This window comes from Sphingobium sp. DC-2 (assembly GCF_000722555.1).
Classification (GTDB): domain Bacteria; phylum Pseudomonadota; class Alphaproteobacteria; order Sphingomonadales; family Sphingomonadaceae; genus Sphingobium; species Sphingobium quisquiliarum.
This window is the reverse complement of the sequence record NZ_JNAC01000056.1, coordinates 1-13,931: the sequence shown is the minus strand read 5'-3', so window position 1 is coordinate 13,931 and position 13,931 is coordinate 1. Positions and strand designations below refer to the sequence as shown.

The window sequence follows — 13,931 nt, the reverse complement described above, 5'->3', positions numbered from 1 at the left end:
TCTCCGCCAAGCATGCTCAAGCTTCACGATTTTTGCAACAGAGCCCTTCGTAACGCATGTTCTTCTCCCTTGGAGCGACCCTTGGCTCATTGCCTGATCGGTCGCTCAAGTTGCTCGGTCCAGCAATGTGCGGCGGGAGGCGGAGAACGCGCCCAGCCATGATCGCGGCGAGCGCGAACAAGCCTCCCGCACTGTTTTGCGCCTCGCCGCGACGAAAGGGGCTCCGTCATCTACCCCCCGCCGACAGCCCTCAAGCCGAGCCGCCAGCGGCCGACACAGGTTATCACTTCACGGTCGGGAAGCCGAGGCGAGCGCGAAGGTCCGGATTCAGTTCGACAACGTGGAAACCGGTCGTGACGCAGGCGAACCAGATGTGCCCGGACTCGGGAACATAGCGTACATGCGACGCACACGCGTCGGTTACCTGGTCGTTCAACCCTGTCCAGTTTAGCCCGTTGCCACTTAGCGGGGTATCGGGATTCGCACCCGGCTTATAGTAGCCGACTTCAACCGGCTTTGTAGGATCGCGCAAATCAACGATCCTCACTCCGCCAGCGAAGAAGGGGAACAGACCAAGCCTCGTGTTCCTTGCATCGTCGACATCGTTGAAATGCGAGGCAACCGCGCCGAGGCGCTCGGTGATGTCTGGGATTGGGATGAAGCTCGCATAGGGATCCTCCTTCCGAGGAGTAAATCGTATCGCGTCGCAGTTCTCCTTGATATTCATTTGCAGCTTGAACTCGCCGACGACCTTTGGATTCTTCTCGTCCGCGATATTGATGATCCGCGGCCATGTTCCAGGACAGGCGCCCAGTTCGGCCGCACCCACCAGGTGTGGAACTCCGTTGATCGACGCGGGCACGACAGAATGCCAACCGCCTTGCTTGGCTTCGCCGACGAGCCTCATCTTCGGTTGAGAGCGCCCATCGACGATGTCGCTGTTATCGAGAATGTAGACGCTGCCGTTCTCCACAGGCACGTCCCCGGTTTCGGAGGCGACGACAGCCGCGTAGATCCGCCGCTCATCACGGCTGATCGACACTTCATGTGGCGTGAACCCAGCCGTCAATCCATTGGGTCGCGTGGCGCCGAAGCGGCCGAGATAGCGGGGGCGCTTCATGTTGCTGATGTCGAGCACATGCACGCCACCCTTCCCCGAACCGAGTCCGGGCACGACTTCTGTACCGTAGACGCGACGACCGTTGGGAGAGATTGTCACCATGTGGATGTTGGCGGGCCACTTGAACTCGCTCTGCAATTTGGGATTCAGGCAGTTCGAGGCATCGTAGATGCTGAGCCAAGCTGCGTCCTCCTCGCCCCGGCCAGCAATTCCTCCCGAGTAGGCGCCGGCGACGAGAACTTTGCGACCTGGTGCCGCAATCGCGTGCATCGTCTCTACCGCATCGATCGAGCCCCGGTCCCGCAGCAAGCGCACGGGCTTTGGAGCCCGGGGGTCCCTTACGTCGATAACCGCGACGCCCGCTGGCTCGCGGAGGAACAAGGCAGATCGGCTGTTGGCGGTTATCGGGCCTGTCTGCTTGAAGGTGGATACATAGGCACATTGATCGACCCATGAGAGCTGCAAATTGCCGCCGCGGTTCCAGATGTCCGTGCGACCGACGAGGCGAACGCCAGCATGATAAGGAAGTTTGGACCGGCCGCTCACCACGTCTTCGATCGTGGTTTGGCCCTGAAGCCCGGTTTCGGGGCGATCGCCGGGACCAATGACGACCTGGGAAGACGCCGGCCATCCGCTACACAGACAGGCTAGGCCGAGCGGGGCAACGACCGCGAGCCTCCGAATCTTGGTGGCTGTCACCGCAGTCAGGCGCGAAAGAGCCTCTGTGGTGCGGATCGTCGGTGAACGCCGCGATGCTCTATCGTGCGTCGCCGCCCCGATCTCGACCATGCCCGGCTTCATGACGCCGACCGGTTTGGCGGGCAAATCATCGGCAAGAACAACATTCCCATGCGCTTCGCTTAACATCCGCAACATCTTTCTCTCCTTTGCTTGGCGCGTCCTCAATCTTGCCACAACACATCGTGCGACACAGAGGAATTCGTAGCCCGTTGCGTTCGCCCGGGCGTCGCTGATATCGTCGAAATGAAGCCGGTCGCTGAGACGACGCTGCTTCCGGCCGCGCCTTCCGAAGATGTTGTCCCGGCTGCGGCGCTCACCGCTTGGTCCGCTTCACGAGCTCGGCCGCATAAGCTGGACGGCGCTTCTCGAAAAACGCGGCGACTCCCTCCTGAAACTCAGGCGCGCTGCCTGCAATGACCTGATTGCGGTCCTCCATCGCGATTGCCGCCTCGAGGCTCGGCGCATCAATTGACATCCGAAGGCATTCCTTCGTCAGCCTGAGACCGAGGGGTGACGTCGTCAGCATCGCGTCAAGGAGCGGCTCCGCGGCGACTTCCAAGTCCTCGTCAGCCACCACGCGGCTTACTAGACCCAGCTGCAAGGCTCGTTCGGCATGGATGAAATCCCCCGTCATCATCAGTTCGGCGGCGAGACTCGCCCCGACGAGACGGGGGAGGAAGTATGAAACGCCGATGTCGCATGCCGAAAGGCCGATCCGGACGAATGCCGCGTTCATCCGCGCACTGGCTCCGGCGATGCGGATGTCCGATGCGAGCGCCATGGCGAAGCCGCCGCCGCAGGCGGGACCATGGACCAGACTGACGATCGCTTGGGGGCAATACCGCATCTTCAGGACGATTTCCGAGACCCTCCGCTGGATTGCGAGGTGCGCGGTGGCGTCGAGATCGCCGCCGCCCGTCGCTCCGAGGTCGAGACCCGCGCAGAAGGCGCGTCCTGCCCCCCGCAGCAGCACCACACGGGTGTCGGTATCGCGGGACAGGCTGTCGAAGTACTCGTGTAGCGCCTCGACAAGCTCGGGACTGAGAGCATTCAGCCGATCGGGGCGGTTAAACGTCACCCAATCGACCGCGCCGCGCCGATCGATCTCAAGCGTCATCATCGACGGTCCGGAAGGGTAAGGGCGTCCGCCGAGGCGTCGCCGAGCAGGAGGCCACCATCGACCTCGAGCACCACCCCAGTGATGTAGCGGGCATTGTCGCTCGAAAGGAACAGCGCGGCATCCGCGATGTCGCGCTTTGTGCCGTAGTCCCGCAAGGCAAGACGGCTCTTCAACTTGGCGGTGGCCTCGTCCGACGGAGCAAGCCGGGCCATCCCCTCGGTGTCTCCGATCGGGCCAGGCGAGATGGCGTTGACGCGGATGCCGGCCGGGCCCCACTCCATCGCCAACGTCCCAGTGAGATTGTTGATGCCCGCCTTGGCCGCGCTCGCATGCGCCTGGAACATGACCGGGCGCTTGGCTTGGCCGGCCGTGATCGAGATCACAGACGCACCAGGCTTGCGAAGATGGTCGAACGAGGCTCGGAGCACGTTGAACGTGCCGAGCAGGTCAATCTCGACCACCGTACGGAAGGCGTTGGCCGACAGCCCGGTCGCGGGCGAAAGGAAATTGCCTGCGGCGCCAGAGATGACCACGTTGATCTCGCCCCACTTCTCGGTAGTTGCAGCGAACGCACGCGAAACGGCGTCGAAGTCGCGAACGTCGGCAACCACGCCGATGGCGTCGGCGCCCGTCGCCTTCACGCGCTCAGCCGCGACAGCAATCCGCTCCTCATTGCGGCTGATGACCGCGACGTTGGCGCCCATCTCGCCGAAGCGTTCGGCGATGCCGAGGTTGATGCCCGTGGATCCGCCAGCGACGAAAACGGTCTTGCCCTTGAAGGCGCCCTTACGAAACAGATCCATGATGTTTCCTTTTCGGCGTAGTTAGCCAGCTAGGGGCCGCGACCCCCGTCACATTGTAGAAAGCGAGCGTATGGCGCCGAAGGCATCCCAGTCGCGAACGGCGGCGCAGTTGCGCTGAACGAGGGTGGTCAGAAGCTCGACACCGCGTGCCGAGCGCTCGACGGTACGCGCGGCCGGCACGGTTGCAGCAAGCTGCGCCACGGCCTGAGCGCGGAACATCATTTCCGCCGATGCGAGATCGTAGGCCGGGGAAGCCTTGGCGAGTTCAGCTGCATGCTCCGCGATCCAGCGTCGATCGTGCTGGCGCCGCATGTCGACGGGCACGCTGCCCGTCAGGAAGTAGGCCAAATCGAACTGCGGGCTCCCGACCCCGGTCATCCCCCAATCGATGAGCCACGCCTTGATCCCGGACGGGCCCGCCTCGAACAAGATGTTGTCGACGCGCGGGTCGCCGTGCAGCACCGTCTTGGTGCCGACGGGCAGGTTCACCCAATCAAGATAAAGCTGCTCGAACCTGTCGATCAGCTCGTAATCGCAGGCGTCAACGGCGCTGCCGAGGAATTCCTTGAGCGCTGCGGCGCCTATCCGGTACGAATCATGAAACATTGCCGCACGGGGCTGGCGATCGAACAGCCAGTCACTCGGCTCCGTTCCGAGGAACTTGGCGTGGAGGTGTGACAGCGCCCGTACCACCGCGTCCGCTTCCTCGACCGAAGCGCCCTGACCTGGTCGCCTGGCGTGGTTCGCGTCGAGAGATCTTCGAGGACGATGTTGGTGGCGCCCGTGTCGGGATTGGTCGCGGCGAAATATACCTTCGGCGCCGAGATGTCCGGATGGTCGCGCAGGAAGCTGTAGGTGTTGATCTCACGCTCATAGAAGCCCACCCGCTTGTTCGCAGCGTCGATCTCGGGGGTTGACCGGTTGAACTTGCAGAAAAGCGTGGTGGGATAGTTTTCGGGGTCGGCATTGTAATGCAGGACGACGCGAGCAGTCTCGCTCAGCGTGCCGTTGCCGATACGATCCACCGACTGGAGCACTCCAACGCGCGGGGTGCTCTTGTCGACAGAGGTTAAGATATCCTGGATCCAGTCGGTATCGATACTGCTCAGCGACGGCAGGATGGCGGGCTCGCGCGCCTCCCGCTCCGCACCGTCGCGACCCCACAGGCCGGGAATGTAGCCGGAATTCCAGCAGTGCGACAGGCGCCCTTCCTCCACCCGGAACACCTCAATGCCGCAGAGCTCCCGCTCACCCCCCTCCCGGATCGTCATGTTCCAGACTGAGCAGACATGATGCTCGTCGGCGACCAGCACCTCATGGGTGAAGAAGGGAAGCCTTGTCCGCTGCGCCGCGACGCGCGCGATCTGCTGATCGTGCGTGAGGCTCGTAACCTCATTAGCGTCGTGCCGGACGATAGGACTCGCACAGATTTCGCGGATCAGTTCCAGGTTCCCGTTGTTCCAGACTTCTTCCCAGTACAGGTTGATGAGTTCGATGCCCGAGCGATGCATATGAGGATCCTTGATGCTAAACTGAATATACTGGGACAGATACGGGTTGCGCGCGCCGCTTCACCGCGAAAAGGGGCGTCCGAGGTAATCTTCCAGGTCGCGCGCGTACCTGCGGGCGACGATGCAACCCTCGCCTTGAACGCCAGACGGCGATTCCGGCGGGGTCGCTTACTCATCTGGCCTCCTGTGCCGCCACCACCATGGCTGTCGTCAGGCCGGCGACCCACTCATCCCGCTGGTCAAATTTCCCGACCCACCTCTGTGGGTGTTTTACCATCAAACCCCGCGATCAAACATCTAACTGATTTGAGCTTGCAGGATCGCTCATCCGAACGACCCTGCCCGCATGGCGCTCGCTCGGATCAGAAGGAGCGGCTGAGGCGCGCGCCCCACGTCCTGGGGGCACCCCAGTGACCGATATATCCAAACCCGAAATTACCCGTAAGAGTCTTGTATGCCTTGTTGCCCAAATTGTTGACGAACAGCGACAGCGTGGTTTTCCTGTCCACATCGGAGATCGTCGCGTTTAGGTCAACCACGGTGTAAGGCCGTTGTCGGTCAAGGGCGTCGAGGTTGAAGTAGGAGAAGACGACGGTCGAATTGTGCCGCGCACTTGCGGTGAGTTCTAGCTCGTTCAACAGTTCTCCGCCAAGATCGAAACGCTTGGATGCACTCGCGTTAACGGTCCACTTCGGCGCGAAATTCAACGTCTTTCCAGCGAGATCGTAGGGGACGAGCGTCAGCGGCTCCGTCGAGGTGAACTCCGTGAACTCCGTGTGCACGTATGTGGGCGCAAGGGTGAAGGTGAGGTCGGGGACTGGGCTGTATCGGATCTCAAGTTCGGCGCCATACGCCTTCGCTTGCGCATTGTCCGTGAGGACGTTGTTCGGGGGAACCAACTTTTCGACCTGCAGGCCCGAATAGTCATAGTAGAAGGCCGCGAAGTTAGCAGTCAGTTTGCCGTTGAGCAGGCGGGACTTCACGCCAAGCTCGTAGGAATCGAGCGTCTCCGGTCCAAAAGCCGGCGCGGAGCCATCGCTTACCGGCAGGTTGCCGCCGCCGCCCTTGTAGCCGCGGCTCCACTGGATGTAGCTCTGGATTTCTGGCGTGAAATCATATTGAAGGGCAACCTTTGGGAGCAACTTGGTTTTTTTGATGGTGCCGCCCGCGACTGCTACCGTAGGGATGAGGGGTTCAAGGCCCGAAATCGACTCATACTCATTCTTGTCGTAATTGAGGCGCATACCCACATTCAGCCTCAAGGCGTCCGTGAACGAATAGGTCGCGTCGAAGTATGCCGCAAAATTGTCCACTTTGGCTTGCTGGCCAAGATTTTGCGTCAGGACCGCCGCCGGATCCGGATTCTCGATGATGATATCTAAGACACTCTTATATTCCTCGTGGTAATAGAAGGCCCCGAGGATGAAATTAAATTTATCGAAATTTCCGAACAGGTTGAACTCCTGGCTTATCGATTCGGATCGACGCGGATAAATTGAAGTATAGAAGTAGGGAAATGCGGTGGCATCGTTGTCGTTGGCGGTCCGCATCTTCCCAAGGATATAGTTCGTCAGAGACTTGACGGTGATCGCATCGGACGCCTCCCACGTCACGCCTGCCTGGCCGATGAGCAGCTTGTTTACCGCACTGTGCGGGCGATTCGAGATCGCCTTCCAAGGCTCATTCGTCCAATCCACCCCTTCGACCCCGAGGCTGATCGGCCCAACCGGGCTCTGGCCGCTATTGGCCGCATTGTCCTCATCATAGCGGAGCGACAGGTCCACCGTCAGGCTAGACGTAGGTGTCAGGCGCAGCGCGACACGGCCATATTTGGCGTCCGTTCCGCCGCCAATACGCTCCACCACGTTAAGGGGCCTGAGGATGTTTTCGACCGGGCCATCCTGCTTCTCACGTCCGCCGCTGAGCCTGATCTGCACGCCATCGGAGAGTGGCCCTGAGACAAACCCGCTTATACCGACCTGATTGCGGCCTCCTACAATAGCGTCGATGCGCCCCGTCCACGTCTTGGTTGGGCTAGCGGAGATGAAGTTGACCGCACCGCCCGTAGCATTGCGGCCATAGAGAGTCCCTTGCGGCCCGCGCAGGACTTCGACGCGATCGAGGTCGACCGCGCGCAGGGTTCCCATGAAAGGCCGGGGCAAATAGGCGCCATCCGAATAGATCGCGACCGTCGGTTCGGACGAACCAGCCACAAGGGTCGAGCCGACGCCGCGGATAGTCACAATGGTGTTGCCGACGTTGGAGACGAACACCAATCCAGGAATCACATTGGCCAGGGCTATGGTATCAGTGACGCCCCGGCTGAGAAGGGTGTCGCCACTCACGGCGGTGATCGAAGCGGGAATATCCTGAACGCTGACGCTGCGCCTCAGCGCGGTCACGACGATGTCGGAGCCGTCATTGCCGCCACTCGACGGCGGGGCCTGAGGCTCTGACGCGGCCGACCCGGGCTCGGTTGCGCCGGCACCCGCAGCCACGGGAGTCTGAGCCCCTGCACCAGACGCTGCCAGCGCACATGAGAAAAGTATAAACGCGCCGCTCGACACACCCCAAAAATTCATATCATCCTCCCAGTGTTTCCATACACACTAGCCGCACTGAGGATATAGTCAATCGTTTAGTTATCTCGTCATCCGGTGCGTTGGCAGTTTTGCGCGCGGAGCGGCGGGCCGCGTCGTTCCCCAGGGCGTCGGACCGCCCACAGACTCTCCGCGACGTGAGCACCACGGTCGGCTCACTCTCTTGATTAGGGTCCGGATTCACCACAGTCACCAGATGACGGCCGCGGAGAGCGCGAGAGCTCCCATAAAGTTTTGCGTTGCGATCGAAGCGGGTAGCGAGGCGTCGCCAGTCCTTGAGGCGGCAGAACATGCGCTCGATGACGTTGCGCTGCTTGTAAATGGCGCGGTCGTAGTCGTCGTGGATTTTGCGGTTGCGGCGCGGCGGGATGACGGCCTGGGTACCGCGGTCGTCGAGCCACCCGCGCAGCTCTTGGCTGTCATAACTTTATCGGCGACGAGTTCGCCGGAGGGTGGCAGGGCCTCGATGCAGTTCTTCGCGACCTTGCAGTCTTGGACGTTGCCGGGCGTCAGCAGGAGGACGTGAGGGCGGCCTTTGGCGTCGCAGACTGTCCGTCGTCAGAACACTTGTCACAGGTGCCCGCGAGCAGACCCAACTCGTCATCGGCCATTTGCAGATCACGCTTGCGCAATATGCCGAAACGCCCGCATTCGAGCAGCAGGAAGCAGACGACTTCCGCGATCTGGCGATTACCGTCGCAGAGCATGCGATAGGTGGAGCCTCAACGATGGCGGCCGCTACCAGCCTGACGGTCGCGTTGGGTCAAAGCAAAGGGTTGCCTGCGCTTGCTCAAACCGACACGCTCCAGAAAGCCTTGGACGGTTTGTTGGTCGCTCTCGTCGATGATGGGGACAAGGCTGCAAGCGCCACGATCAGGGACAAGGTACTTGAGCAGGCGATCCACCGGGCAGATGTTGATCGGCGGTGGTTCTCGCTCATGGGTTTCGACGCGGAGATTTTGGAGATCATACAATCAGGTTAAGCGGTCGGGCCCCCCGATGGCCGCGACGCAATCTCTGGCCGCGACCGATGCGTAGGTGGCGATTGCGGGAAGCGTGAACCCGCTGCTGGGTTCGGCCTGCGATATAGGAAGTGGAACGGTAATGCGCCATTGCCCCTGGGTCGCCTGTAGGTCTCGATAATCTGAGGCTGGTCTCGCTCGATGAGCCCGTCCGGCGAGATCGCCGTGCCATGCACGGCAGCAAATGCGCCTCCCTCATCTCGGCGACCGGGCAAAATGACATACTTGATAAGCTGCTTGCAGGGGTGAGAGCGAAACTCTCATTTCTAGGCGTGCTGGTGCTGCCTGAAGTGCTGATTCCGTCGGCGAAGGCGAATATGCGTACCATCGGGTCGCTCGTCGGCGAGGACATCGGCGCCTGGCCATGCGTCGAATGCTCGACTCAGAGTGGATTTCCATGATCGCCGATAGTTGGCAGCTTCGCGAGCAGAGGCGGGCGAGCGCGGTCCACGAGTAGAAGATTGACGCGGGGACGGTCAAGGATACACGCCCAACACCAAGGAAGTGCTGGAGGACTACGACCGTGCCGGAAATCCGCTGTTCGTCCCGGAAGCGCAGTTCCGGACTGGTGACATCTTTTGGGTGCTCGGCCAGCACCGTACGATCGGCTATTCCGTCTTCGGAATCGAGGATGGCCGCATCGATGGGCAGTTAGCACAAGCCTACTCGTTACTGTCCGACATGGACCAAGTGATCACGAAAGCGCAGGCTGAAGGACGTATCGCAGGCGTTCTCCTGAATGATGGGAATCCCGCGGTCATCAACCTTGGCGGCTACACCATCACTGTTCGGGAAACGATGGCTCTTCTCAAGCAAATGCTGCTCGACGTCGGTTTGCAAGCGCCCCCTCCGCCCCCTCCGATGCCGAGCGAAACCGAAGGCCCCGGAACGCGTCCGGCCCCCGGAGACAGCCGAGCATTTGGTCTGATCATCGATGAAGGGAACGATTCCTTTTTCATTGTCGGAAAGGGATTTACCGCTGATTTTGCAATTGGTTCGAGATTGGCGGAAGTCGATCGCGTGGAAGAGGGTCGTTTCGCCGCACAAGGCTGGAAGCCCGGCCGCACACTCAATGGCGATGAGCGCTTGAGTGTGGTCCCGACCGATCGGATCGGCTCCATCCGCATCAAGCTGATGCAGCCGAGATCGAAGTGAAAGCCCTTTGGCTTTGAAAAGCCAGATCGGTCGGTAGCTTTCATCTTTGCCGATCAGGGTGTCTTGCGGCCGAATTTCAGCGCGTTCCTGCCGGGCAGCGTTACGTCCAGCAAACGGCTCGTCTTGGGACAAGCGGCCGTTCCCATCCCTGCTGGTAAACGTCGTAAGCTGGTCGGTAGCCGTCGCAAAAGCGGACCGTCGACACCTAGGGATCGGAAATGATCGCTAAGTGTCCGCGATGGGTCGGCTTCGTTCAGCGCCACGCAGGCAAGGCCGGAGAGCGAATGTGCTCGCGCCGGATGCCGAGACCGAGCAACCTTGCCGGAAGGGCCTGAAGCGCTGGGATCGTTTGCAGCAAATGGAGGACAGCCGGCGCGCGTGGCGCTGTGCTGCGCATGGCCGCACCGATGACATTCCGATGGACGGCGCGCTGTATGGCCTGGATCGTGCGGACGGCCAGCATGCGTCGGGCACGCACTTGGCGGAGCAGCGGATCAGGATCAATTCCGGCACTCAGCGGAGCGGCAAGAATGTTTGCGGCGGCGACCGCGTCCTGGATCGCAAGGTTGATGCCGACGCCGCCCACCGGCGACATGGCATGCGCTGCATCCCCGATAACAAGCAGGCCCGGTCGGTGCCAGCGGGTCAGCCGGTCAAGCGATACGGTGAGAAGCTTCACATCGTCCCAGACAGCGACCGCTGCGATATGGTCTGTCAGCGATGGTGCCGTCGCCGACACATCGCCCCGGAAGCGCTCGATGCCCGCCGCGCGTATTCTGTCCGCCGCGCCTTTCTCGATCACGCGGGCGCACTGGAAATAGTCGCCCCGGTCAATGGTGACGATCATCTCGCCCCGATCGATGTAGCCCTGTGTGCGATTGTCAGGTGTCCGCGCCTTTGGCACCCGAAACCAGAGCACGTCGATCGGCACACCGAGATCTTGTAACGGTAACGCAGCCGCTTCCCGCAGCCGGGAACTGCGTCCATCGGCGACGATGACCAGTCGCGCTTCGAGTGTTTCGCCATTTGCCAGTCTTACGCCCTCGACGCGATCGGTGCCCTCGACCAGGCCTACGGCCTCAGCCTCCATGCGCAGGGTGAACGCGGGCAGCCGCCGCGCGACGTCTGCCACGAAGTCGAGAAAATGCCATTGCGGCATCATTGCAATAAAGCGAGCAGGACCGGGAAGGCGGCTGAAATCGGCGATCCGATATTCGCGGCCGCCGATCACAGCGCCCACTGACGAGACCTTGTCATGCTCGCGGGTCAGAAGGGCTTCAAGAAGGCCGAGCTCGTCGAACAAGTCCAAGGTAGATGGATGTACCGTGTCACCGCGAAAGTCGCGCAGGAAGTCGGCATGCTTCTCAAGCACGAGGGTCGGTACACCAGCGCGAGCGAACAGAAGGCCCGCCATCATCCCAGCTGGACCGCCGCCGACAATCACAAGCTGATGTGGGGCTCGATCAATCATGCCGTGAGCCTACGCTTTACTTAAGCAACCGCAAGGCAGCGTTTCACGCGTGATCACGCGATAGCCGCCGGTCTGCAATCCGAAGGAGCAATTCGGCCGCTGAGCGACGGAGAAGGGTCGCTCTTGGAAGATGGTGTGTGGCTCATCCGGGCGGGCGGCCTGTAGTAGGATGAATATCATGCCGTTTGGTTGCCCACTTCTCTAAAATCAGAGGTGGCGTGGCCTTCGGACTTGCTCGTCAGTCATTCCCTGTCCCGACTTCACATTCCAGCGAATCAGAAGATGCCTAGAAATTTTTTATCCTGGCTCTTTTTCTCGTCCTTGCTTTCTTTGCCCGCCTCATCCTTGGCCGTTGTGCCGCGCCCTACGTCATCACGAGGCGTCCCGCCCTTGGTCCGCTGGGCGGCGGCCGTTGCCCCCGCAAGTACTGGTCCGCAAGCTGCGCTCTTCGCGTCGCCAATGTCGACAAAGGCGAGGATTCCGGCCAGCGGAGTGGCACCAATGCCAAGGGCAGCGCCCACCCCGCCTCGCGCGATCAATTCGGGGCTGATCACGTCAATGCTGGGTTTCGCGAAATAGCCTTTGATGCCCACGGGGGATTGACCGGAAAACAAGCTGAACTTCTTGCCATCCGCTCGAAAAGCCAGGTCCAGGCTTTCATTGCGAAACGAAAAGCCACCCCGTCCGACCATCACGTTCTTTGTCGTGTCGATGATTATGGGATCAGCCGCCGCCACACCATTGCGCACAGTGAACGCGATCAGGCCGCAATTAATCTGGACCGGCTTTTTAAGCTTTCCCGCGAACATCTTGGTGATGAACGTGCCTATGTCCAGTTCGGATAGCTGGACATTACGCGCCCACATGGACCCCGCGGGCAGGATCACCGCGATACGGCCGTTGGACGTAGCGAGCGAATCGTGCAGCGTGTCACCCAGGCCAGTCATCTGTACGCGGGCCTTGACTGTGCCCGTCGTGCCGGATTCTTCAACACCCCAACGCCCCAAAAGCTTGCCCATGGGCGTGGGCGACAGACGGATATCGTAGGCCGTGCGGACCGGAGCGCCTCGCGCGTTGATTTCAATGTCAGAACTCACATGTCCGCCTGTCATATCGAAGGTGAGAGGCGAAAGCGTGATCAGGCTGCGCTCAAGCGCCAGCTTCAGCGCGATATTGGAAATGGGCAAATTCTCGGCGCGGACGCGGCGCACATTATATTCCACCTTAGCGTCGAAATTGCGGAGCGCCTCGACCCGCAGCGGGGCATCGGGAAGTAGGCGTGGAGTGCCGCCGACAGTCTGGATCGTCCCTTTCGCGCCTTGAGTTTCCAGTTTCTGGGGATCGTAGCCGATGAAGGGGCCGACATCGACGATATCGAGCGTTTGGGTAGCAAGCGAAGCGTTCAGCAGTAAACGGTTATCAGGAAGCGATACGGTCATGCGCCCGGCCAGGTCGCTGTCTCCGAAGCGGCCTTTAAGATGCGTGAAACGCCATTCGTCGCCCTGCTTGGTAAGCGCGGAGGTAAAGCGATAGGCGCGTGTTTCGGGAATGGCTACGCCGAGGAAATCGAACAGCAGGGCAAGATTGGGACCTTGGGTGACGAGACGAAGGTCCGCGCCCTCAATCTCGGTCGCACCGGGCAGCGTGCCGCTCACCTCCAGCACGGTGGAGCCCGCCTGCGCATGCAGGGCAAGGCTGTTCTTGCCGCCCGTGACCGTCGCGTTGGGAGACAAAAGGCCGCCGCGCAAGGTGAAGGGACGTTGCCGCAGGGTGCCATCGCCCGAAAAGCGCACATCGCTGGAAAAGCGTGTATCCTGCGCCTTTACAGTCTCGAAACCGATATCGGCGTTGAGCTGCATGCGCGGGTCGCGATACCGCAGGGTCGTGCCGGCCAGCAACGCTCGGCGGATCAATGGCAGGTCGAGAGGCTCGCCTTTTTTGTCGGGATCGCCAAAGGTCCATGTGTTGTTCCGGCCGTCGCTGGACCATTCGAGGTCAGTTGCCGCATCACGAAGTTCGAGCCATCGCACACGATATTTCTCTCCGAAGATGAGGCTGAACGGAGCAACCCGCGTGTCGATGAGGTCGGCGCGGAAAAAATCAGGGCGACTTGCCCAAGAGACGTTCGCAACCGTCATCCGCTCGGCACGGAGCCTTATGTCGATTGGTGCGAAATAGAGCTGGAAGTCACCTCCCACCCGAACCTGGCGCTCAAGCCGACTGGACAATGTGCGTTCGAACGGCTCCTTCAGGAACCGCCCTTTGGTGATGAACAGGATCAGCCAGATGGCGAATATGATCGCGACGATCCACAGTAGGATGCGTACCGGTAGCGGAAGCGGGCTCTGTTGCAAAAATCGTGAAGCTTGAGCATGCTTGGCGGAGATT

11 protein-coding genes and 1 pseudogene are annotated in these 13,931 nt (G+C 61.0%); 3 read left to right on the top strand and 9 right to left on the bottom strand.

Annotation, left to right across the window (positions count from 1 at the left end; genetic code table 11):
• Positions 1–283 precede the first annotated feature (283 nt).
• From ET21_RS0112585 to ET21_RS28900, 7 genes and pseudogenes are all read right to left on the bottom strand, one after another.
• Entirely contained in the window at positions 284–1,996 is a 1,713-nt protein-coding gene (locus ET21_RS0112585; protein ID WP_030539984.1) for an LVIVD repeat-containing protein, read from the bottom strand.
• Between the two features lie 178 nt (positions 1,997–2,174).
• Entirely contained in the window at positions 2,175–2,981 is an 807-nt protein-coding gene (locus tag ET21_RS0112580) for an enoyl-CoA hydratase/isomerase family protein (RefSeq protein ID WP_006949678.1), read from the bottom strand.
• Positions 2,978–3,784 (bottom strand): SDR family oxidoreductase, encoded by an 807-nt coding sequence (locus tag ET21_RS0112575; protein WP_006949676.1) that lies wholly within the window; start codon positions 3,782–3,784, stop codon positions 2,978–2,980. The genes ET21_RS0112580 and ET21_RS0112575 overlap by 4 nt, the downstream gene beginning before the upstream one ends.
• A 48-nt stretch (positions 3,785–3,832) precedes the next feature.
• Positions 3,833–4,477 (bottom strand): phosphotransferase, encoded by a 645-nt coding sequence (locus tag ET21_RS28500; RefSeq protein WP_237751559.1) that lies wholly within the window; start codon positions 4,475–4,477, stop codon positions 3,833–3,835.
• Complete coding sequence (locus ET21_RS28495) at positions 4,366–5,295, bottom strand: nuclear transport factor 2 family protein (protein WP_237751558.1); 930 nt, start codon at positions 5,293–5,295, stop codon at positions 4,366–4,368. Before ET21_RS28495 ends, ET21_RS28500 begins: the two co-directional genes overlap by 112 nt.
• Before the next feature lie 362 nt (positions 5,296–5,657).
• The gene (locus tag ET21_RS0112565) at positions 5,658–7,793 is read right to left on the bottom strand and encodes a TonB-dependent receptor (protein WP_030539983.1); all 2,136 of its coding nucleotides are present in this window, start codon (positions 7,791–7,793) and stop codon (positions 5,658–5,660) included.
• Between the two features lie 85 nt (positions 7,794–7,878).
• Positions 7,879–8,310, bottom strand: a pseudogene (locus tag ET21_RS28900) (transposase); the annotation flags it as partial.
• 196 nt (positions 8,311–8,506) lie between these two features.
• Between ET21_RS28900 and ET21_RS0112555 the strand changes: the two are divergent.
• From ET21_RS0112555 to ET21_RS0112545, 3 genes are all read left to right on the top strand, one after another.
• Complete coding sequence (locus ET21_RS0112555) at positions 8,507–8,878, top strand: hypothetical protein (RefSeq protein WP_010408997.1); 372 nt, start codon at positions 8,507–8,509, stop codon at positions 8,876–8,878.
• A gap of 209 nt (positions 8,879–9,087) precedes the next feature.
• On the top strand, positions 9,088–9,318 hold the full coding sequence (locus tag ET21_RS0112550) for a hypothetical protein (RefSeq protein ID WP_010408999.1): 231 nt from the start codon (positions 9,088–9,090) through the stop codon (positions 9,316–9,318).
• Positions 9,319–9,421: 103 nt separating this feature from the next.
• Complete coding sequence (locus tag ET21_RS0112545) at positions 9,422–10,072, top strand: DUF5597 domain-containing protein (RefSeq protein WP_010409000.1); 651 nt, start codon at positions 9,422–9,424, stop codon at positions 10,070–10,072.
• A gap of 253 nt (positions 10,073–10,325) precedes the next feature.
• On the opposite strand, the gene ET21_RS0112540 is transcribed toward ET21_RS0112545, so the two are convergent.
• Positions 10,326–11,543 (bottom strand): FAD-dependent oxidoreductase, encoded by a 1,218-nt coding sequence (locus ET21_RS0112540; protein WP_029623229.1) that lies wholly within the window; start codon positions 11,541–11,543, stop codon positions 10,326–10,328.
• 275 nt (positions 11,544–11,818) lie between these two features.
• Positions 11,819–13,930 carry an AsmA family protein gene (locus tag ET21_RS25890; protein WP_030539982.1) on the bottom strand — a complete coding sequence of 704 codons (2,112 nt, stop codon included), beginning with the start codon at positions 13,928–13,930 and terminating at the stop codon, positions 11,819–11,821.
• Between the last annotated feature and the right edge of the window lies 1 nt (position 13,931).

What these genes read in the sequence shown, in the direction of transcription:
- ET21_RS0112585 (WP_030539984.1), bottom strand. Translation starts at nt 1,996, where the DNA reads ATGTTGCGGATGTTAAGCGAAGCGCATGGGAATGTTGTTCTTGCCGAT.
- ET21_RS0112580 (WP_006949678.1), bottom strand. Translation starts at nt 2,981, where the DNA reads ATGATGACGCTTGAGATCGATCGGCGCGGCGCGGTCGATTGGGTGACG.
- ET21_RS0112575 (WP_006949676.1), bottom strand. Translation starts at nt 3,784, where the DNA reads ATGGATCTGTTTCGTAAGGGCGCCTTCAAGGGCAAGACCGTTTTCGTC.
- ET21_RS28495 (WP_237751558.1), bottom strand. Translation starts at nt 5,295, where the DNA reads ATGCATCGCTCGGGCATCGAACTCATCAACCTGTACTGGGAAGAAGTC.
- ET21_RS0112550 (WP_010408999.1), top strand. Translation starts at nt 9,088, where the DNA reads ATGCACGGCAGCAAATGCGCCTCCCTCATCTCGGCGACCGGGCAAAAT.
- ET21_RS0112540 (WP_029623229.1), bottom strand. Translation starts at nt 11,543, where the DNA reads ATGATTGATCGAGCCCCACATCAGCTTGTGATTGTCGGCGGCGGTCCA.